This is a genomic window from Mycolicibacterium sphagni, assembly GCF_002250655.1.
Taxonomy (GTDB): Bacteria; Actinomycetota; Actinomycetes; order Mycobacteriales; family Mycobacteriaceae; genus Mycobacterium; species Mycobacterium sphagni.
This window is the reverse complement of sequence record NZ_NOZR01000036.1, coordinates 13,551-32,371: the sequence shown is the minus strand read 5'-3', so window position 1 is coordinate 32,371 and position 18,821 is coordinate 13,551. Positions and strand designations below refer to the sequence as shown.

The 18,821-nt window shown below is 66.7% G+C and carries 13 protein-coding genes, 1 tRNA gene and 2 pseudogenes; 10 read left to right on the top strand and 6 right to left on the bottom strand.

Annotation, left to right across the window (positions count from 1 at the left end):
* Window positions 1-5: 5 nt before the first annotated feature.
* From CG716_RS31190 to CG716_RS27505, 4 genes are all read right to left on the bottom strand, one after another.
* Complete coding sequence (locus tag CG716_RS31190) at window positions 6-950, bottom strand: PGRS repeat-containing protein (RefSeq protein WP_165774328.1); 945 nt, start codon at window positions 948-950, stop codon at window positions 6-8.
* A 683-nt stretch (window positions 951-1,633) separates the two neighbouring features.
* Entirely contained in the window at window positions 1,634-2,728 is a 1,095-nt protein-coding gene (locus CG716_RS27515) for a hypothetical protein (protein ID WP_133067034.1), read from the bottom strand.
* A 404-nt stretch (window positions 2,729-3,132) separates the two neighbouring features.
* Window positions 3,133-4,566, bottom strand: a complete 1,434-nt coding sequence (locus CG716_RS27510; protein ID WP_133067033.1) for a hypothetical protein — start codon at window positions 4,564-4,566, stop codon at window positions 3,133-3,135.
* Window positions 4,567-5,004: 438 nt separating this feature from the next.
* A tRNA-Arg gene (locus CG716_RS27505) sits at window positions 5,005-5,077 on the bottom strand.
* Between the two features lie 172 nt (window positions 5,078-5,249).
* Here CG716_RS27505 and argS point away from each other — a divergent pair.
* The 7 genes and pseudogenes from argS to rho all read left to right on the top strand — a co-directional run.
* On the top strand, window positions 5,250-6,902 hold the full coding sequence (argS, locus tag CG716_RS27500) for an arginine--tRNA ligase (RefSeq protein ID WP_094484310.1): 1,653 nt from the start codon (window positions 5,250-5,252) through the stop codon (window positions 6,900-6,902).
* A complete protein-coding gene (gene lysA, locus CG716_RS27495; protein WP_094484309.1) occupies window positions 6,899-8,317 on the top strand; it encodes a diaminopimelate decarboxylase in 1,419 nt (472 codons plus the stop codon). Before argS ends, lysA begins: the two co-directional genes overlap by 4 nt.
* Window positions 8,318-8,324: 7 nt before the next feature.
* A complete protein-coding gene (locus CG716_RS27490) occupies window positions 8,325-9,638 on the top strand; it encodes a homoserine dehydrogenase (RefSeq protein WP_094484308.1) in 1,314 nt (437 codons plus the stop codon).
* Window positions 9,635-10,720, top strand: coding sequence for a threonine synthase (gene thrC, locus CG716_RS27485; RefSeq protein WP_094484307.1), 1,086 nt, complete (start codon window positions 9,635-9,637; stop codon window positions 10,718-10,720). Before CG716_RS27490 ends, thrC begins: the two co-directional genes overlap by 4 nt.
* Before the next feature lie 14 nt (window positions 10,721-10,734).
* Complete coding sequence (thrB, locus tag CG716_RS27480; protein WP_094484306.1) at window positions 10,735-11,679, top strand: homoserine kinase; 945 nt, start codon at window positions 10,735-10,737, stop codon at window positions 11,677-11,679.
* 278 nt (window positions 11,680-11,957) lie between these two features.
* Window positions 11,958-12,225 (top strand): annotated as a pseudogene (locus CG716_RS31405) (Rho termination factor N-terminal domain-containing protein); the annotation flags it as partial.
* 416 nt (window positions 12,226-12,641) lie between these two features.
* Window positions 12,642-13,970: pseudogene (gene rho, locus CG716_RS27475) on the top strand (transcription termination factor Rho); the annotation flags it as partial.
* On the opposite strand, the gene CG716_RS27470 reads toward rho, so the two are convergent.
* Entirely contained in the window at window positions 13,971-14,762 is a 792-nt protein-coding gene (locus CG716_RS27470) for an RsiV family protein (protein WP_165774327.1), read from the bottom strand.
* An 83-nt stretch (window positions 14,763-14,845) separates the two neighbouring features.
* A complete protein-coding gene (locus CG716_RS27465) occupies window positions 14,846-15,490 on the bottom strand; it encodes a TetR/AcrR family transcriptional regulator (protein ID WP_094484305.1) in 645 nt (214 codons plus the stop codon).
* A gap of 165 nt (window positions 15,491-15,655) precedes the next feature.
* Between CG716_RS27465 and fadD1 the strand changes: the two genes are divergently transcribed.
* The 3 genes from fadD1 to prfA all read left to right on the top strand — a co-directional run bounded on the left by fadD1 (window position 15,656) and on the right by prfA (window position 18,805).
* Window positions 15,656-17,242 carry a fatty-acid--CoA ligase FadD1 gene (gene fadD1, locus CG716_RS27460; protein ID WP_094484304.1) on the top strand — a complete coding sequence of 529 codons (1,587 nt, stop codon included), beginning with the start codon at window positions 15,656-15,658 and terminating at the stop codon, window positions 17,240-17,242.
* Window positions 17,243-17,390: 148 nt separating this feature from the next.
* The gene (gene rpmE, locus CG716_RS27455; protein WP_094484303.1) at window positions 17,391-17,651 is read left to right on the top strand and encodes a 50S ribosomal protein L31; all 261 of its coding nucleotides are present in this window, start codon (window positions 17,391-17,393) and stop codon (window positions 17,649-17,651) included.
* A gap of 86 nt (window positions 17,652-17,737) precedes the next feature.
* The gene (gene prfA / locus CG716_RS27450; RefSeq protein ID WP_207760797.1) at window positions 17,738-18,805 is read left to right on the top strand and encodes a peptide chain release factor 1; all 1,068 of its coding nucleotides are present in this window, start codon (window positions 17,738-17,740) and stop codon (window positions 18,803-18,805) included.
* The last annotated feature ends 16 nt before the right edge of the window (window positions 18,806-18,821 follow it).

Here is an 18,821-nt window from a genome sequence, read left to right as displayed (position 1 = left end):
CGCCTCTAGGGCGTCCCGTTGCTGCCGTTTGAGCCGTCGGTGGCCGTGCCGGTAGTCGCCGAGGCGGTCCCACCGGTGCCGGCGGCACCGCCGGCAGTCGTCCCGTTACCGCCGTTACCGCCGTTGCCGCCGATCGCGGCACCGGATCCGTAGTTGTACGCGAAACCCCCGTCGCCACCCTGTCCACCGTTGGTGGTGCCGCCGCCGCCGTTGCCGCCGTTGCCGCCGGTCGCCGTGCCGGGAGCGGTCAATCCGGTGATCGCGCCCGCGAGGGTGACCAGATAGCTCCACGTGGGGTCACTGCTGAGTGCGGCCGCGCCGCCTGCACCGCCGTTGCCGCCCGCGCCGTTCGTGCCAGTGCCGCCGTCTCCGCCTCGTCCGGCGACGATGCTTCCTGGGAAATACGCACCCAAGAAGTAGCCGAATCCGAAGCTGATGACCGAGCCGCCAGTGCCGCCGTCTCCGCCGGTCGACCCGTCGCCGCCCTTGCCGCCGTTGCCGCCGTTGCCGCCGATCAGGCCAGCCGACCCGCCGTTGCCGCCGTTGCCGCCAGTCCCGCCGTCGGCCGAGTTGGACCCGCCGAGACCGCCGTTTCCGCCGGATCCGACCAGGATCGCCGAGCCGCCATCGCCGCCAGCCCCACCGTTCGCACCGTTACCGCCGTTGCCGCCGTTGCCGATCAACCCGGCGCTGCCGCCGTTTCCGCCGGCACATCCCGCAGAGTCGGTGCACGTTACGGAGGTCCAGGAATATCCCGTGCCGCCGCTGCCGAGTAACCAGCCGCCGGCTTGTCCATCAGGGCTTGCCGCTGTCCCGTTCGCGCCGTTGCCGATGATCGCGCGGCCCTGCCACTGGTTGGTCGCCACGGCCGTGACGATCTCCTGGAGACTGATCAGGACGTTGCTGCCGTCCCCTGCCGATTTGGCGTACGCAACGACCGTTGCGATCACGTCCGACAGGGTGAGGTTTGGCGGCGGAGTGGGGGAATCGGCCGCCAGTGTGCTCGCTGCGGCGATTGCGCCTGTCGAGGTCCTGGCCGACTGCGCGGCGCCAGACTGTGTCGCGGAGGCCGACTCTGTGGCGGCCGCGGACGCCGAGTCCTGAACAGTTTTAGCCGCCGCGGACGGCGCCTGTTTCGTTGAGGTGGATCCGCCGGTGAGGACCGGCTTGGAGCTGCTGGTGGGCTGTTTCGGAGTTGCGGACCGGCCGGTGCTTCCCACTTTGGGGCCGGTGCTGCTGTGGCTCGATGGGGAGGAATCGCCGCTTCCGGAGTCGGCCTGGGCGACCCCCGTGGCGCCGGTCAGCGAAGCGCAAACAGCGACGCTAAGAGCCCCTGTGCCCAGCCATGATGAGAGTTTGCTGTGCCGCTGCTGTGTGCTGTGGCGGGCAGTGGTTCTGCGTGCCTTGGACGTCGCACGGTTCGACCCGCGATGCCGTGCAGCCATGGTGTGCTCCCAAGTTTGCTAGTGCCCTCAGGGTGTCATGGTAGCAATGCCTGATGCCAAGTCTGGGCAAACTCCCGATTGCCCGGCTTTTCGACCGACGGCGAATACGCGGTTATGCCTGTTGACGTCGGTTCACGCGGAAATCCGGCCGGTGAATCGGACGGCGTCGACGTGAGCCGACGTAGGTCTTAGCGGGCCTTCTTGCCGGCGACGCCGGAACCGGACTTACTGCCGCTGGCGGCGGACTTGGCCGCGCCGGCGGTCGGCTTGTGGCCGAGACCGCGCTTGGAGGACGCAGCGGTGGTGTCGGCTGCCGATGCCGTCGTGGTGGTGTCGGTACTGGTTGTGCTGGACGCCGCCGCAGCCGAGGTTTTCTTAGTGCTTGCGACCGACGCAGCCCCAGCGCCAGTGATGCCATTGATTCTGATGCCGGGCAACGATTGGACGATGGTCTTGAGGCTCTCGGCGATTGACCCCGCGATTGCGAACGGACCCCACCCGGCCGTCACCGTGTTGTTGTCCCCGAAGAAGTTGAACGCCAGGCTCAGTGTGGTGTTCGGAAAGGGGCCCACCGAAGTAACCAGGTTGCCGTTGCCCAAAAGGTTTCCCGCGGCGGTCAAGATGCCCTGCGCCTTGACGACGCTGTCGCCCAGAATATTCGTGACGGAGCTCAAGAAGCCCTCCACCCACACGGTGCCCGCGTCGCCGAAGTTGACCGCCAAGTTGCCGAAGCCGCCGGCATTGGTGGTCTTGGTCCCGGCACCGCCGGACGCGCCGGCAATGGTGAGATTGAGGCTGCCGATATTCGTCATGATTCCCGGCCCGAGTTGCAACGCGATATTGCCGACTCCGGCCGCGCCTGTCGATTGAGCGCCCGTGCCGTTCAGGATGCCGATCGCAAAATTCAGGGCACCCATTGCAGCCGAGCTGCCGGCCCCCGCCTGCCAGGCGAGGTTCAGAAGGCCGGGCAGTACCGATGCTCTGGCGTTATCGCCGACCGCCACCGCGAAGCTCATCACGCTGAATGTGGTCGCAGAGACAGCGTTACTGCCCAGCGAAATGGCGCCGCTCAAAAACCCATTGCCAGCATTCGCGGTTGCACCGGCGCCGATCCCGATCGCGAAGCTGGTCAGGTTACTGGTGCAACCGCCGCCATTGCCGATACCGAAAATGGATACGCAGCTTGCGTGTGCGGGAGGGGCTTCGCCGAGAGTGCTCACCGCGAGGGCGCCCGAAACCAAGGCGCCAAGCAGCACGCCACCTCTTGCGCGAACCTGACTCATCTACAACCCTGCAACCTTGAGGCAACTTTGCTGGATAGGACCGTACCTGACGCGGATGGAGCTTACAGCTTTTCTCGCCGATAATCACTCAGCGTTCCCAGTGATTGGACAGATTCTCTCCTGGGTGCCGATGAATTGTCTACGGCGGACGTGCACATCCGAGAGGGTGGGCTGGCCCGCGAAAGCCATATGTCCGCAGCTCATTACGTTAGGTGACGGTCCGGGAGGCGCAGGGTCCAGCACTCCCGGGTGTTGACGCCGAGTACTCGTTGCCTAATCGGCTGATCAGCCTCGGCCCACTGTCCCATCACCTGCAGTGAGTGTGGTGGCAACGTTTGAGTCTTCAGCACTGTGCTTTGCCAAATTCGGCTGGGCCGCGTTGCGCGATGCGGACCCGTATCGAGCTACTGCTTGCGGTGTTTTCCGCCGACGCCGCCGCCGTGCGCGGAGCTGGAGTTCGTGCCGCTGTCGCTGGAGGCGCTTGCCGAGTCGGGCTTCCGGTGACGGCCTCCGGCTGCGGTGGCTGTCGTACCGCTATCGGTGCTGCTGCTGGCGGTGTCGGGAGCGCGGTGACGACCGGCGGCCGCCCTGACGTTCGTGGTGGTGCTGTCGCCCGACGTGGCCGTGCCGCCTGACGCGGTCGGCGTGGCATCCGCGGTCGTAGTCGTAGTTTTCTCGGCGCTGGCTGCGGCTGCGGTGGTCGTCGCGCTCAAGGACGTCCCTTGTCGTGCGCTGTGCCCGAGGCCCTCCATCGAGCCGCCGGACCCACTGGTCGAGGAGCTTCCCCCGCTTTTACTCGAACTGCCGGCTCCGGCCGACAAGGAGAACTTCGGAAGGTGGAAGTTGTTGATGTTGATGCCGGGGCCCTTGAGGAGGAGCGTCTGGAGCTCCTGGTTGAACGACACCACGAACGACAACGGGCCGTTCAGGGCCTTGAGGGTGTTGTCGATGCCGAACGAGTTCATCACCAGGCCCAGCACCACCGGGAAGCCGGTCTGCGACAACATCTGTACCACGTTGCCGTTTCCGATGAAGTTGACGGCCGCGCTCAAGAGGCCCTCCACCGCGACGGTGTTCGTGCCGAGAATGTTCGCCGCAGTGGTGAAGAAACCTTCGGCAAATACCGAGCCGGCGTCGCCCAAAAAGTTGAGGGCCCATGCGCCGATGCCGCCCGCAGCAGTGCTTTGTAGGCCCCCGCCGTTCTGCAACATGCTGAAGGCGAGATTGAGGAGTCCGACGGTCGTGACCGTGCCCGCGCCGATCTGCAAGGAAAGATTGAACAATCCGGCGGCGCCGGTTTCTTGAGTCCCGCTGCCACCGTTGGGAAGGCCGATCGCGGTGTTGAAGCCGCCGATCGTCGACGTCGTGCCCGCCCCGAGCTGAATCGCGACGTTGCCGAGGCCGATGGCACCCGTGGTATTGGCCGTGATGCCGTCTGAGATACCGAGGACAAAGTTGAGGATGCCGCCGAGCGTGGACGCGGTACCGGCGCCGAATTGCAAGTTGAGTCCGAGCGCCGCCCCCATGGTCGCCGCCGTCGCGTTGGCGCCGAACGCCCCGGCCAACATGAATGCCGCGATGTTGGTGATGGCGTTGGCGTGGTCGCCGATCGCAATAGCACCGCCGAACAGTGCATTGCCGGCATTCGCCACTGCGCCGTCGCCGATCGCGATCGCGAGCGTGGTCAGGTTGCTTGTGCAGCCGTTGCCGTTGTTCAAGCCGAATGCTGAGATGCACGACGCATTGGCGGTTGGTGTCGGAGTGAATGCCCCGGCCGCGAGTGCGCTCGCAACCAAGGCGCCAAGCGCCGCGTTGCGTCCGTCTCGAACCCGACCCACCGACATCTCCGTTGCTGTAAGTGTCTTTGCTGGATTGGAACCTACCGGACGCCACCCACTGCTGACAGTCTTCTAACAGATATTTGCCGCGGCTCATAGGTAGCGGTACCTCGTCGGCCAATCAGCAGAACAGTAGTCGCTAGACCACCAAAGTCGTTGCCTCCCCGGTGGGATGTGGGGGCAGCACGCTATGTCACTGCGTGGCGTGAGCTTCACGCGTACGGCTCAAGCGGTTCGATCGTGACGAATGGTTGTGTCCCGTTTCCGACGAGGAGACCAGTGACGCCGCCGGGAATCGACGGGGTCCGTAGCTGTGTGGTGGCATCCGGCGGGGTTGCGACGATCGTCGTCGTCTGCGGCCAGGCGGGCGTCAGGGAGGAAGTCCATCGGGTTTGTCTTCCCCGACGTCCAATCTCGATGCCGGTGCGAGAACGTGGGTGCCCCCGGCAGGATTCGAACCTGCGGCCTTCTGCTCCGGAGGCAGACGCTCTATCCCCTGAGCTACGGGGGCGCAGATGACAGCTGCGCCGTTGGGCTCAGACAGCCTAACGCATCAGAACGACTGCTCAGTGCCTGCGGCCGAGCCCCCGATATGCCGGCATGATTCCCGGGCCGCTGCGCTCCTGCCCGCCGGGGTATGCGGATTCGGGCGCTGACCACGCCAGACCATAGGATGGACCCTCGTGACACCCGCCGACCTCGCCGAGCTGCTCAGGGCCACCGCTGCCGCGGTGCTCACCGAGCATGACCTGGATCCCGCCGCTCTGCCCGCGACGGTGACTGTCGAGCGCCCGCGCAACCCTGAGCACGGCGATTACGCGACCAACCTGGCTCTTCAGCTGGGCAAAAAGGTCGGCGCCAACCCCCGCGAGCTGGCCGGCTGGCTTGCCGCCGCGCTGACCGCCGCCGATGGTATCGCTGCCGCAGAGGTGGCCGGCCCCGGCTTTGTCAACCTGCGCATCGAAGCCTCGGCGCAGGGCGTCATCGTGCAGAACATCCTGGGTGCAGGGGCGGCTTACGGCACCTCGCAACTGCTTGACGGCCAGAACATCAACCTGGAGTTCGTCTCGGCCAACCCGACCGGACCCATCCACATCGGCGGCACCCGCTGGGCCGCTGTCGGTGACGCCCTGGGCCGGCTGTTGAGCACTCAGGGTGCCATCGTGGTGCGCGAGTACTACTTCAACGACCATGGCGCCCAGATCGACCGATTCACCAACTCGCTGATCGCGGCGGCCACCGGCCAGCCGGCGCCGGAGGACGGTTACGCGGGCGACTACATCAAGGACATCGCCGACCAGGTGCTGGCCAAGGCCCCCGACGCGCTGAGTCTGAGCGGTGACGATCAGAAGGAGATCTTCCGCTCCATCGGCGTCGACTTGATGTTCACCCACATCAAGAAGTCGCTGCACGAGTTCGGCACCGATTTCGACGTGTACACCCACGAAGACTCGATGCACACCAGCGGGCGGGTCGACCAGGCCATCGCCAAGCTGCGGCAGACCGGCAACATCTACGAGAAGGACGGCGCAACCTGGTTGCGCACAACGGAATTCGGCGATGACAAAGACCGCGTCGTCATCAAGAGTGACGGCCAGCCCGCCTACATCGCCGGCGACCTCGCCTACTACCTGGACAAGCGTGAACGCGGCTTCAACCTCTGCATCTACATGCTCGGGGCCGACCACCACGGCTACATCGCCCGGCTCAAGGCCGCGGCCGCGGCCCTCGGAGACGACCCCGACACCGTCGAGGTGCTGATCGGTCAGATGGTCAACCTCGTGCGCGACGGCCAGCCCGTGCGGATGAGTAAGCGGGCCGGCACTGTGATCACCCTCGACGACCTGGTCGAGGCCATCGGCGTGGACGCCGCCCGCTACGCGCTGACCCGCTCCTCGGTGGACACCCCGATCGACATCGACCTGCAGTTGTGGTCCTCGGCGTCGAACGATAATCCGGTCTATTACGTGCAATACGCGCATGCTCGGCTCTCGGCGCTGGCTCGCAACGCCGCCGATCTCGGCCTGGCGCCTGACACCGCGCATCTGGAACTGCTCACCCACGACAAAGAGGGCGCGCTGATCCGCAACCTCGGCGAGTTTGCCCGTGTGCTCAAAGCCGGTGCCTCGCTGCGCGAGCCGCACCGGGTGTGCCGTTATCTCGAGGATCTGGCCGGCGACTACCACCGGTTCTACGACTCCTGCCGGGTGTTGCCGATGGGTGATGAGACACCGGGCAGCCTTCATCAGGCCCGGCTGGCGTTGTGCGCGGCGACTCGTCAGGTGATCGCCAACGGTCTTGGCATCCTCGGAGTTTCGGCACCGGAGCGGATGTGAACGCTCACCCCGCAGGCCCACGCCACGCCGAGGAGATGCACCACGGCGGCGCCCCAGCACGGCCGCATACTGCTGCTGAGGTGCTGACGCTCGCACCGAATGTGTGGCCGCGCAACCTTATTCGCGGCACCGATGGCGAAGTGGCGATTGCCGGCGTGACCGTGACGGACCTGGCCGCCGAGTACGGCACGCCGCTGTTCGTGATCGATGAGGACGACTTCCGTGCCCGTTGTCGCGAGATCGCTGCGGCATTCGGCGGCGGCCACAACGTGCACTATGCAGGAAAGGCCTTCCTGTGCAGTGAGATTGCGCGCTGGGTAGAGCAAGAGGGTCTCTCGCTTGACGTCGCCACCGGCGGCGAGCTTGCGGTCGCGTTGCATGCCGAATTTCCGGCCGAGCGAATCGCGTTCCACGGCAACAACAAATCGGTCGATGAACTGACGACCGCGGTCAAGGCCGGCGTAGGTCACATCGTCCTGGACTCGATGGCCGAGATCGAGCGTCTCGACGTCGTTGCGGGCGAAGCCGGTGTGGTGCAGGACGTGCTGCTTCGGGTCACCGTAGGCGTGGAGGCGCACACCCACGAGTTCATCGCGACCGCCCACGAAGACCAGAAATTCGGGCTGTCGCTGGCCAGCGGTGCCGCCATGGTCGGAGTGCGTCGGGTCTTCGCCACCGATCACCTGCGTCTGGTCGGTCTGCACAGCCACATCGGGTCGCAGATCTTCGACGTCGCGGGCTTCGAATTGGCCGCGCACCGGGTGATCGGTCTGCTGCGGGACGTGGTGGCCGAGTTCGGGGTGGATAAGACTGCTCAGATCGCCACCGTGGATCTTGGTGGGGGACTAGGCATTTCCTATCTGCCGCAGGATGATCCGCCGCCTATCGAGGATCTCGCAGCCAAGCTCGAGGCGATCGTGAAGAGCGAGTCGGCGGCTGTGGGCCTGCCCGCGCCGCGGCTGGTCGTCGAGCCCGGTCGGGCGATCGCAGGGCCGGGGACTGTCACGCTCTACGAGGTCGGCACGGTCAAAGACGTGGTGATCGGGTCGGACAAGACCCGGCGCTACGTCAGCGTCGACGGCGGCATGAGCGACAACATCCGCCCGGCGCTCTACGGCTCCGAATATGACGTCCGGCTGGTCTCCCGAGTCACCGACGCCGCGCCGATATTGGTGCGGGTGGTCGGAAAGCATTGCGAGAGTGGCGACATCATCGTCCGCGACGCTTGGATGCCCGGCGACGTCCAGCCTGGTGATCTGGTAGCGGTGGCCGCGACCGGCGCCTACTGCTATTCGATGTCAAGTCGATACAACCTGATCGGCCGTCCCGCTGTGGTGGCCGTGCGCGACGGGCGGGCTCGCCTGATCCTGCGCCGGGAGACCATCGACGACCTGCTGAGTCTGGAAGTGAGGTAACAGCACAATGAGTACACCCGAGAAGGCCATTGGGGTCGCGGTATTGGGTCTGGGCAATGTCGGCAGTGAGGTTGCCCGGATCATCCAGGAGAGCGCGCCTGACCTGGCGGCACGCATCGGTGCGCCGCTGGAGTTGCGCGGTGTGGCGGTGCGGCGCGTCGCCGGCGACCGAGGTCTACCGGTGGAGATGCTCACCGACAACGTCGAGGAACTGGTTTCCCGTGCCGACGTCGACCTCGTCGTCGAGTTGATGGGCCCCGTCGAGCCCGCCCGCAAGGCGATCCTGACGGCGCTCGAGGGTGGAAAGTCGGTGGTGACCGCCAACAAGGCACTGCTGGCCCAGTCCACCGGCGAGTTGGCCCAAGCCGCCGAACGTGCCCATGTCGACCTGTATTTCGAAGCAGCGGTCGCTGGTGCCATCCCGGTGATCCGGCCGCTCACCCAGTCGCTGGCCGGCGACACCGTGCTGCGGGTGGCGGGCATCGTCAACGGCACCACGAACTACATCCTGTCTGAAATGTCTTCCACTGGAGCCGATTACGACTCCGCACTGGCCGACGCCAGTGCCCTCGGCTACGCCGAGGCGGATCCCACCGCTGACGTCGAGGGCTATGACGCCGCGGCCAAGGCCGCCATCCTGGCCTCCATCGCCTTCCATACCCGGGTCACCGCCGACGACGTCTACCGCGAGGGCATCACCAGGATCACGCCGGAGGACTTCGAGTCGGCCAAGGCGCTGGGTTGCACCATCAAGCTGCTGTCGATCTGCGAGCGTGTCACTGGAAGTGATGGCCAGCAACGGGTTTCGGCGCGCGTGTACCCCGCGCTGGTGCCGCTGAGCCATCCGCTGGCCACGGTCAACGGAGCCTTCAACGCGGTCGTCGTCGAGGCGGAAGCGGCCGGCCGGTTGATGTTCTACGGCCAGGGTGCGGGTGGCGCACCGACGGCATCGGCGGTCATGGGTGATCTGGTGATGGCCGCGCGCAACCGGGTACAGGGTGGTCGCGGGCCGCGGGAATCGAAATATGCCCAGTTGCCGATCGCCCCGATGGGCTCCATCACGACCCGGTACTACGTCAGCATGACGGTCAACGACCGTCCTGGCGTGTTGTCTTCGGTGGCGGCCGAATTCGCCAACCGCGGGGTCAGCATCGCCGAGGTTCGCCAGGAAGGCATCAGTGACGGCAGTGGTGCGCGGATCGTGGTGGTGACCCACCTGGCGACCGATGCCGCACTGTCCGAGACCGTCGCGGCCCTGGCCGATCTCGACGCCGTCCAAGAAGTGAACAGCGTGCTGCGTCTGGAGGGAACCAGCGAATGAGCTCCACGAAATCGTCTGCCGTGCACACCCCGTGGCCCGGACTGATCGCGGCCTACCGCGACCGGCTCCCGGTGGCACCGGATTGGACGCCGATCACCCTCCTCGAGGGTGGCACTCCGCTGCTCAGCGCGCCGCGACTGTCTGAAAAGACTGGTTGCACAGTGTATTTGAAGGTCGAAGGCCTCAACCCCACCGGATCCTTCAAAGATCGCGGCATGACGATGGCCGTCACCGACGCCGTCGCGCGCGGGCAGAAGGCGGTGCTGTGCGCCTCGACCGGCAACACGTCGGCTTCGGCGGCGGCCTACGCCGCCAGGGCCGGCATCACTTGTGCGGTGCTGATCCCGCAGGGCAAGATCGCGATGGGGAAGCTGGCCCAGGCAGTCATGCACGGCGCCAAGATCATTCAGATCGACGGCAATTTCGACGACTGCTTGGAGCTGGCCCGCAAGCTCACCGCCGACTACCCGACGATCGCGCTGGTGAACAGCGTCAACCCGGTACGCATCGAGGGTCAGAAGACCGCTGCGTTCGAAATCGTCGATGCCCTGGGGACGGCGCCGGACGTGCATTCCCTGCCGGTCGGCAACGCTGGCAACATCACCGCGTACTGGAAGGGCTACACCGAGTACCACCGCGACGGGCTGACCGACAAGCTGCCCCGGATGCTGGGTACGCAGGCCGCCGGGGCCGCACCGCTGGTATCCGGCAAGCCGGTGAGCAACCCCGAGACCATCGCCACCGCGATCCGCATCGGCTCGCCGGCCTCGTGGGACGGTGCCGTCGCCGCGCAGCACGATTCGGGAGGCCGCTTCCTGGCGGCCACCGACGAGGAGATCCTGGCGGCATATCACCTGGTTGCCGAGGCCGAGGGGGTGTTCGTCGAGCCGGCGTCGGCCGCCAGCATCGCCGGTTTGCTCAAATCGGTCGAAGACGGCTGGGTCAAGCGCGGCTCGACCGTGGTCTGCACCGTCACCGGTAATGGCCTCAAGGATCCCGACACCGCACTTCGCGATATGCCGACGGTCAAACCTGTCGCTGTCGACCCCGGTGCCGTGGTCGCTGAGCTGGGCCTGGTCTGAGAGACGGATCGTCGGTGACCCTGAATCTGCCCACCGGACTGAGTGCCAGCGCCACCGTCGCGGCGTCCAGCGCCAACCTCGGCCCCGGCTTCGATTGCCTGGGCCTGGCGCTGGCCCTGTACGACGAGATCCTCGTCGAGACCACTGACGCCGGGCTGATCGTCGAGGTCGAGGGGGAGGGGGCCGGTCAGGTACCGCTGACCCCCGAGCATCTGGTGGTTCGGGCACTGCATCGCGGGCTGGCGGCCGGCGGCGCGGACGTCCCCGGGTTGGTCGTGCGCTGCCGTAACGCGATCCCGCACTCGCGGGGTCTGGGCTCCTCTGCCGCGGCGGTCGTGGGCGGTCTTGCGGCGGCGAATGGTCTTCTGGCGCAAGCGGATCGGGAGCCGCTTACCGAAGCGCAGCTGATTCAGCTGGCGTCGGAGTTCGAGGGGCACCCCGACAACGCGTCCGCGGCGGTTCTCGGCGGTGCAGTGGTGTCGTGGGTCGACGCCAAGGCAATGCCGCCGACGTACTCCGCGGCGGCCTTGCGCCTGCATCCCGACATTCATCTGTTCCCGGGAATCCCGCAGGTGCGGTCGTCGACCGCCGAGACGCGGGTGCTGTTGCCCGACCACGTCACGCACGAGGCCGCCCGGTTCAACCTGAGCCGCGCAGCGTTGCTGGTTGTCGCGCTCACGGAGCGGCCCGACTTGCTGATGCCGGCCACCGACGATGTTTTGCATCAGCCTCAGCGCGCCCCGGCCATGCCGGCTTCGGCGGAATACGTGCAGGTGCTGCGACGTTGCGGGGTAGCGGCGGTGTTGTCGGGTGCTGGTCCGGCAGTTTTGGCGATTTCCACCAGCGCGGAATTGCCGGCCGAGGCCATCGAGTTCGGCACCGCCGTAGGATTCACCGTCAGCGAGATGGGCGTCGGCGAGGCAGTTCGCTGGAGTTCAGGTGTCGCGGTCAGACGTTGAGTTGCGCACACGCCGGTAAGGGATTCTTGCTTTCCAGCGGTTAAGGGGGCTATTCTCGGTCCCGTCCCGGCAATCGCAGCGACGGTTCCTGCGCCGACACTAGGACGACCACCAATTTCTCTTGTGTTCAACTCGTGGACTGACGGTTCGCCATGTTGCCGCGAATCCCGGCGATCACCGTTGACGCACAGACGATGGTGAGACTTCGCATTCAGCGAATCGGCTGAATGCCAGAACCCCTTGCCCCTACGAAACGGCGAGGGAAAGAAAGGAAATCCGTGACCGATACGGACCTGATCACGGCTGGAGAGCGCGCCTCGCAGACGGACGCGCCCGCCGTGACCGCAGAAATCCCCTCGGCGCCTGATTCTCGGCCGGCGGCCGCTGCCAGTGGGGACGCCGGCCCGGCTGGCTCTCTGTCGACGATGGTCCTGCCCGAGCTTCGTGCCCTGGCCAACCGAGTTGGTGTCAAGGGAACCTCCGGGATGCGCAAGGGCGATCTGATCGCCGCGATCAAGGAGCACCAGAACGGCGGCAACGGCGCAGACCAGCGTCCGGCCGATGCCGGCCAGGCGCCCGCCGAGCAGCCCGTCCAGCAGCCTGCCGAGCAGGCAAGTGAGCCCCGCGAGAACAAGAGCAACATCTAATCCAACGGTGGCGAGCCGCGGCGCCGTGAGCGCCGGACGGCCACCCGCCAAGCCGGCGCCGCCGCCGCCGACGCCGCTGATAACGCCGAGCAGCAGAAATCGCAGGACAACCACTCCGAGCAGGGCGAAAAGCGGGACAACCAGAATCAGAACCGCCAGGACAACCGTGACTCCGCAGAGCAAGGCGGGCAGGGGCAGTCCGGCAACCAGCAGTCCGGCAACCAGCAGAACCGCGGCAACCAGCAGAACCGTGGCAACCAGCAGAACCGTGGCAACCAGCAGGGCCGCGACGACAACCAGAACCGCGGCAACCAGCAGAACCGCGATGACCAGAACCGCGACGACAACCAGAACCGCGACGACGATGACGACGACAGCCGCCAGGGCCGTCGCGGCCGCCGGTTCCGGGACCGTCGCCGTCGTGGCGAGCGTACCGGCGGCGAGGGCGGCGTCAACGACGCCGAACTTCGCGAGGACGACGTCGTTCAGCCGGTCGCCGGCATCCTCGACGTGCTCGACAACTACGCGTTCGTGCGCACGTCGGGCTACCTTGCCGGGCCCAACGACGTCTACGTCTCGATGAACATGGTCCGCAAGAACGGCCTGCGCCGCGGCGACGCCGTCACCGGCGCGGTCCGCGTGCCCAAGGAGGGCGAGCAGAACAACCAGCGCCAGAAGTTCAACCCGCTGGTTCGCCTCGACAGCGTCAACGGCGGCCCGGTCGAGGCGGCCAAGAATCGGCCGGACTTCACCAAGATGACGCCGCTGTACCCGAATCAGCGGCTGCGCCTGGAGACCACCTCCGATCGGCTGACCACTCGCGTGATCGACCTGATCATGCCGATCGGCAAGGGCCAGCGCGCCCTGATCGTGTCGCCGCCCAAGGCCGGTAAGACCACGATCATGCAGGACATCGCGAACGCGATCACCCGCAACAATCCCGAGTGTCACCTGATGGTGGTCCTGGTCGACGAGCGACCTGAAGAGGTCACCGACATGCAGCGCTCGGTCAAGGGCGAGGTCATCGCCTCCACCTTCGACCGCCCGCCGTCAGATCACACGCAGGCCGCCGAGCTGGCCATCGAGCGCGCCAAGCGCCTCGTGGAGCAGGGCAAAGACGTCGTTGTGCTGCTCGACTCGATCACCCGCCTGGGCCGTGCCTACAACAACGCCTCCCCGGCGTCCGGGCGCATCCTGTCCGGTGGTGTGGACTCGACCGCGCTGTACCCGCCCAAGCGGTTCCTCGGCGCGGCCCGCAACATCGAGCACGGCGGCTCGCTGACCATCATCGCGACGGCCATGGTCGAGACCGGTTCGACCGGTGACACCGTGATCTTCGAGGAGTTCAAGGGCACCGGCAACGCCGAGCTCAAGCTGGACCGCAAGATCGCCGAGCGCCGGGTGTTCCCCGCGGTCGACGTCAACCCGTCGGGTACCCGCAAGGACGAGCTGCTGCTCAGCCCCGACGAGTTCGCGGTCGTGCACAAGCTGCGCCGGGTGCTCTCGGGCCTCGACAGCCACCAGGCGATCGACTTGCTGATGAGTCAGCTGCGCAAGACCAAGAACAACTACGAGTTCCTGGTCCAGGTGTCCAAGACGGCACCCGGCGGCAACGGCGGCAACGGCGGCGGGGATTTCGACTAGCTAGGTCCGCAGGGCGTCCATCCCCGGCGCCAGCAGGCCGTCCAGTGCCGACCACGGCACTGTGATCGTCGGCGTCCCGTGGAAGAACTGGTAGTCGGCGAAGTGGAGTTCCAGCCCCTCGGGGGTGGGGATCCAGTTGGCGAAGTTCGCCTCCGTCGGCGCATTACCGGGCTCGTCCGGCATCGGCGTCGGGCCGACGCCGCTCACCGCGGGTAGCAGCGCCTTCGTCTGGTCCGACAGCCGATTCAAGCCGGCCTGCTTATCGGTGAACAGGTCGGCCAGCGTGATGGGCTTGGCTGTCCGTGAGTCGATCACCACCGTGCTGATGGAGCTGGTCGGATGTGCCGACGGTACGTGCACATAAAGCCCGGAAATCAGCTCCGATACCGAGGCGCCGCCGAAGTAGATCTGCGGCTGGGTCTCGAAGGTCCACGTCCCGTCCGGGTCGGCGTCGCCTTTGACCGGTCCGAGCTGACCGGCCGCCGACGCGTGCACCGCGCTGTTGAACGCGCTCGCGACTCGTGGATCACCGCCGGTGATGGTGTCCACGACCAGCGTCCAGCGGCCCTTGCCGTCCGTGGTGGCATCCCCGGCGGTCGAGCGGGTGACGGAGTAGGTCTGCTTGTTGGAGGCGCCGCTGGTGGGAGCGGCCGCTGCGCCCGCGTTAGCCGATGTCGTTGCGTCCTTTGCGCTGCCCGTCGTCGCCGGTGTGCTTGTCGATCCACCGCATGCGGTGAGCCCGATCGCCAAAGCTGCGGCCAATACCGCCCCCCAGCGGCTGCGTGTGCCCATGGGCCTATTGTGTCAGGCGGCTGGCCGGCGCCGTGAATAGATCATCGCAGCGTTTGTCGCTCAACGGTTTTCGCGTTTGACAACTACTGGGTTGCGGGTGCCACGCTGAGGCCGGGCAGTACATATCGCCGCATGTAGCGCAGTACCGCGTCGTAATCGTCGGGATCGAGCGTCTCGCCGGGAACGGTGCCCAGGCTGATCTGCACTCGGGCCACCCATTCGGCCGCCTCGGCGAGCTCGGTGTCGGCATGGATCTCGCCGCGGTCGCGCGCCGCTTCCAGGTAGGGCTGCCAGAACCGGCCGAGGTCGGGGACCAGGCCCTGCACGCCGGCTCCGGCGCAGGCCGCGAACTCTTCGGGTTCGTCGCGGCGCAGCTGCATCACGAGCGCGCCGGGGGAGTCGTAGGCGCTGCGGCCCAGTCGCACCCCGACCGTCAACTGTTCTTCGAAGGCGTCGATCGCGTCCAGCACCTGATGCGATTCGGCCCAGAACGCGTTGTTCAGCCGCACGATCGCCGCGCCCAGCAGCGATGCTTTGTCGGGATAGTGCCGGTAGAGCCACCCGCGCGACACTCCCGCCGCCTCGGCCACCTCCGACACCGTCGTCGCCCGGATCCCCTTGGCCCGCAGACACGCCTCGGCAGCATCGACCAGTCGTTCCTGGACCGATTTAGCCCCTTGCCGGCTGTCGGCATCGGCGCTGGCAGTCACCTCGGTTGTCCTCCTCATGTCGACGCGACGGTCCCGTTGCGGACATCCTTCCAAACCAGGACGCCCGGCGGGTCTTCGGCGTCGGTAGACAGATTTGTCATTCTGTTTACTATTGCGCTTCTATTGTGACGTAAGGCACCGCGAGAACGCGGGGTGATGCCAAAGATGGGAGACGGGAGACCCGTGGCCGAGACCGTCCAACAGCTGCTACGTGAGCGCCTCGACGAATCCACCCCGGCGGTGCGGTTCGGCGATCAGGTGTGGACCTGGCGTGAACATCTCGACGAGGCGTCCCGGCAGGCGGCGGCGCTGATCGCGCTCGCCGACGCCGACCGGCCGCTGCACGTGGGAACGCTGCTGGGCAACACCCCCGCGATGCTCACCGCGATGGCCGCGGCAGGACTCGGCGGGTACGTGCTGTGCGGGGTCAACAACACCCGTCGCGGCGCCGCTCTGGCCCGCGACATCGTCAAGGCCGACTGCCAAATCCTGCTCACCGATTCGGCGCATCACGAGTTGCTCGACGGCCTGGAGCTGCCGGGCGTGCGGGTGTTCGACGTCGATTCCGCCGAGTGGTCGGCTCTGCTGGCCGGCGCGGGGGAGCTGACGCCGCACCGCGAGGTCGCCGCGACCGACACATTCATGTTGATTTTTACCTCCGGAACCAGCGGCGAACCCAAGGCTGTCCAGGTCGCCCACATGATGGTGCCGTTCGCCGGTGTCGCACTGGCTGAGCGGTTCGCGATCACCGCCGCCGACGTCTGCTACCTCTCGATGCCGCTGTTCCACTCCAATGCGCTGATGGCGGGCTGGGCGGTGGCACTCAACGCGGGCGCGGCAATGGCGCCCGCGTCGTTCTCGGCATCGGGCCTGCTGGCCGATCTGCGCCATTACGGGGCCACCTACATGAACTATGTCGGCAAGCCGCTGGCTTACGTGCTGGCGACGCCGGAGCAGCCTGACGATCATGACAATCCGTTGCGCGTCGCCTTCGGCAACGAGGCCACCGACCGCGATATCGACGAGTTCAGCCGCCGTTTCGGCTGCACGGTGTGGGACGGCTTCGGCTCCACCGAGGGGGCGGTCGTCATCACCCGCGAGGACGACTGCCCGCCCGGTTCGGTCGGCCGGGGTTTTCCCGGTGTGGCCATCTTCGATCCGGACACCCAGAAGGAATGTGCCACAGCGGTTTTCGATGATAGCGGCGCGTTGGCCAACCCGGACGAGGCGGTCGGGGAGATCGTCAACACCACCGGCGGTGGCATGTTCGGCGGCTACTACAACGACGCGGGAGCCACCGACGAGCGACTGCGGCATGGCATGTACTGGTCGGGTGACCTTGGCTACCGCGACGCCGACGGCTGGATCTACCTGGCCGGGCGTACCGCGGACTGGATGCGGGTGGACGGCGAGAACATGGCCGCCGCACCCATCGAACGCATCATCCTGCGATTGCCCCAGGTCAGCCAGGTCGCGGTGTACCCGGTGCCCGACGAGCACGTCGGCGATCAGGTGATGGCCGCGATCGTGCTCGCCGACGGCGCCGACCTCACCCCCTCCGAGCTCGCCGAGTTCCTGGCCGGGCAGTCCGACCTGTCGCCGAAGGCCTGGCCGCGATATGTCTGGATCGCCGACGAGCTGCCGGCCACCGCCACCAACAAGGTGCTCAAGCGGGAGCTCATCGAGCGCGGCATCCACCCGGAAAACGGCGCGGAAAACGGCCGGGTCTGGACGCGCGCGGCGCGCGCGAAGAGCTACAACGTCGGCTGAGCGGAATAGCCGGGGGCGGCGACGCGTTTGGGCAGGTGGCGGTCAACCTGGCATACTGGATCGTCGACCACCTCAGGTACCGGTTCACGCTCGATTACCAGGGAAAACAGCTCGGGCGACCCGGCGACCAACGAATGCAGAGGACACCATGAAAACAGGGATCCATCCCGCTTACGGCGAGACCAACGTGGTTTGCGGCTGTGGCAGCTCGTTCACCACTCGTAGCACCAAGGACGGCGGCCACATCGTCGTCGAGGTGTGCTCGCAGTGCCACCCGTTCTACACCGGCAAGCAGAAGATTCTCGACAGCGGCGGCCGCGTGGCCCGCTTCGAGAAGCGCTACGGCAAGCGGACCGGGGCGAGCGCAGCGACGGGAGAACAGAAGACCGGCGAGGCTGCCGACAAGTAGCTGCTTCACCGACGCCCGCTCTGCTGCCATGCGCGCAGGCCGGGCGTCGGTTTGCGTTTGGACCCAGCTGAGAGGAGGAGAGCATCGTGACGCACGCAACTGTTGACGCCGTGCTGACCGAACATGCCGACCTCGAACGTCAGCTATCCGATCCGGCGCTGCACAACGACGCCGGCAACGCCCGCCGGGTGGGCCGCCGCTTCGCCCAGTTGGCCCCGATCGTGACGACCTATCGCCGGCTCGAGACCGCGCGTGGAGACCTTGAAGCGGCCCGTGAATTGGCCGCCGAGGACGCATCCTTCGCCGCTGAGGTGCCCGAGCTGGAAACCAAGGTCGCCGAACTCGACGCGCACCTCACCGATCTGCTGGCCCCGCGCGATCCGCATGACGCCGACGACATCGTCCTCGAGGTCAAATCCGGTGAGGGCGGCGAGGAGTCGGCATTGTTCGCCGCCGATCTGGCGCGGATGTACCTGCGTTACGCCGAGCGGCGCGGCTGGACGGTCACCATGCTCGACGAGACCACGTCCGACCTCGGCGGCTACAAGGACGCCACACTGTCCATCCGCAGCAAGGGCGATTCGGCCGACGGCGTGTGGTCGCGGCTGAAGTTCGAGGGCGGAGTGCACCGGGTCCAGCGGGTTCCGGTCACCGAATCCCAAGGGCGCGTACATACTTCGGCCGCCGGCGTGCTCGTCTACCCCGAGCCTGAAGACGTCGAGCAGGTCCAGATCGACGAGTCCGACTTGCGCATCGACGTCTACCGGTCGTCGGGCAAGGGTGGCCAAGGCGTCAACACCACCGACTCAGCGGTCCGCATCACGCACCTTCCCACCGGCATCGTCGTGACATGTCAGAACGAGCGCTCCCAGCTGCAGAACAAGGCCCGCGCGATGGTCGTGCTCGCGGCGCGCTTGCAGGCGCTGGCCGAGGAGCAGGCCCAGGCCGATGCTTCTGCCGACCGGGCCAGCCAGATCCGGACCGTCGACCGCAGCGAGCGGATCCGCACCTACAACTTCCCGGAGAACCGGATCGCTGATCACCGGATCAACTTCAAGGCGCACAACCTCGACCAGGTGCTCGACGGTGAGCTCGACCCGCTGCTGGACGCGCTGGCCGAGGCGGACAAGCAGACCCGGCTGCAGCAGGCGTGAGTCGCGGAACCGAGCC

What these genes read in the sequence shown, in the direction of transcription:
- CG716_RS27515 (WP_133067034.1), bottom strand. Translation starts at nt 2,728, where the DNA reads ATGAGTCAGGTTCGCGCAAGAGGTGGCGTGCTGCTTGGCGCCTTGGTT.
- CG716_RS27490 (WP_094484308.1), top strand. Translation starts at nt 8,325, where the DNA reads ATGAGTACACCCGAGAAGGCCATTGGGGTCGCGGTATTGGGTCTGGGC.
- thrC (WP_094484307.1), top strand. Translation starts at nt 9,635, where the DNA reads ATGAGCTCCACGAAATCGTCTGCCGTGCACACCCCGTGGCCCGGACTG.
- CG716_RS27470 (WP_165774327.1), bottom strand. Translation starts at nt 14,762, where the DNA reads ATGGGCACACGCAGCCGCTGGGGGGCGGTATTGGCCGCAGCTTTGGCG.
- CG716_RS27465 (WP_094484305.1), bottom strand. Translation starts at nt 15,490, where the DNA reads ATGAGGAGGACAACCGAGGTGACTGCCAGCGCCGATGCCGACAGCCGG.
- rpmE (WP_094484303.1), top strand. Translation starts at nt 17,391, where the DNA reads ATGAAAACAGGGATCCATCCCGCTTACGGCGAGACCAACGTGGTTTGC.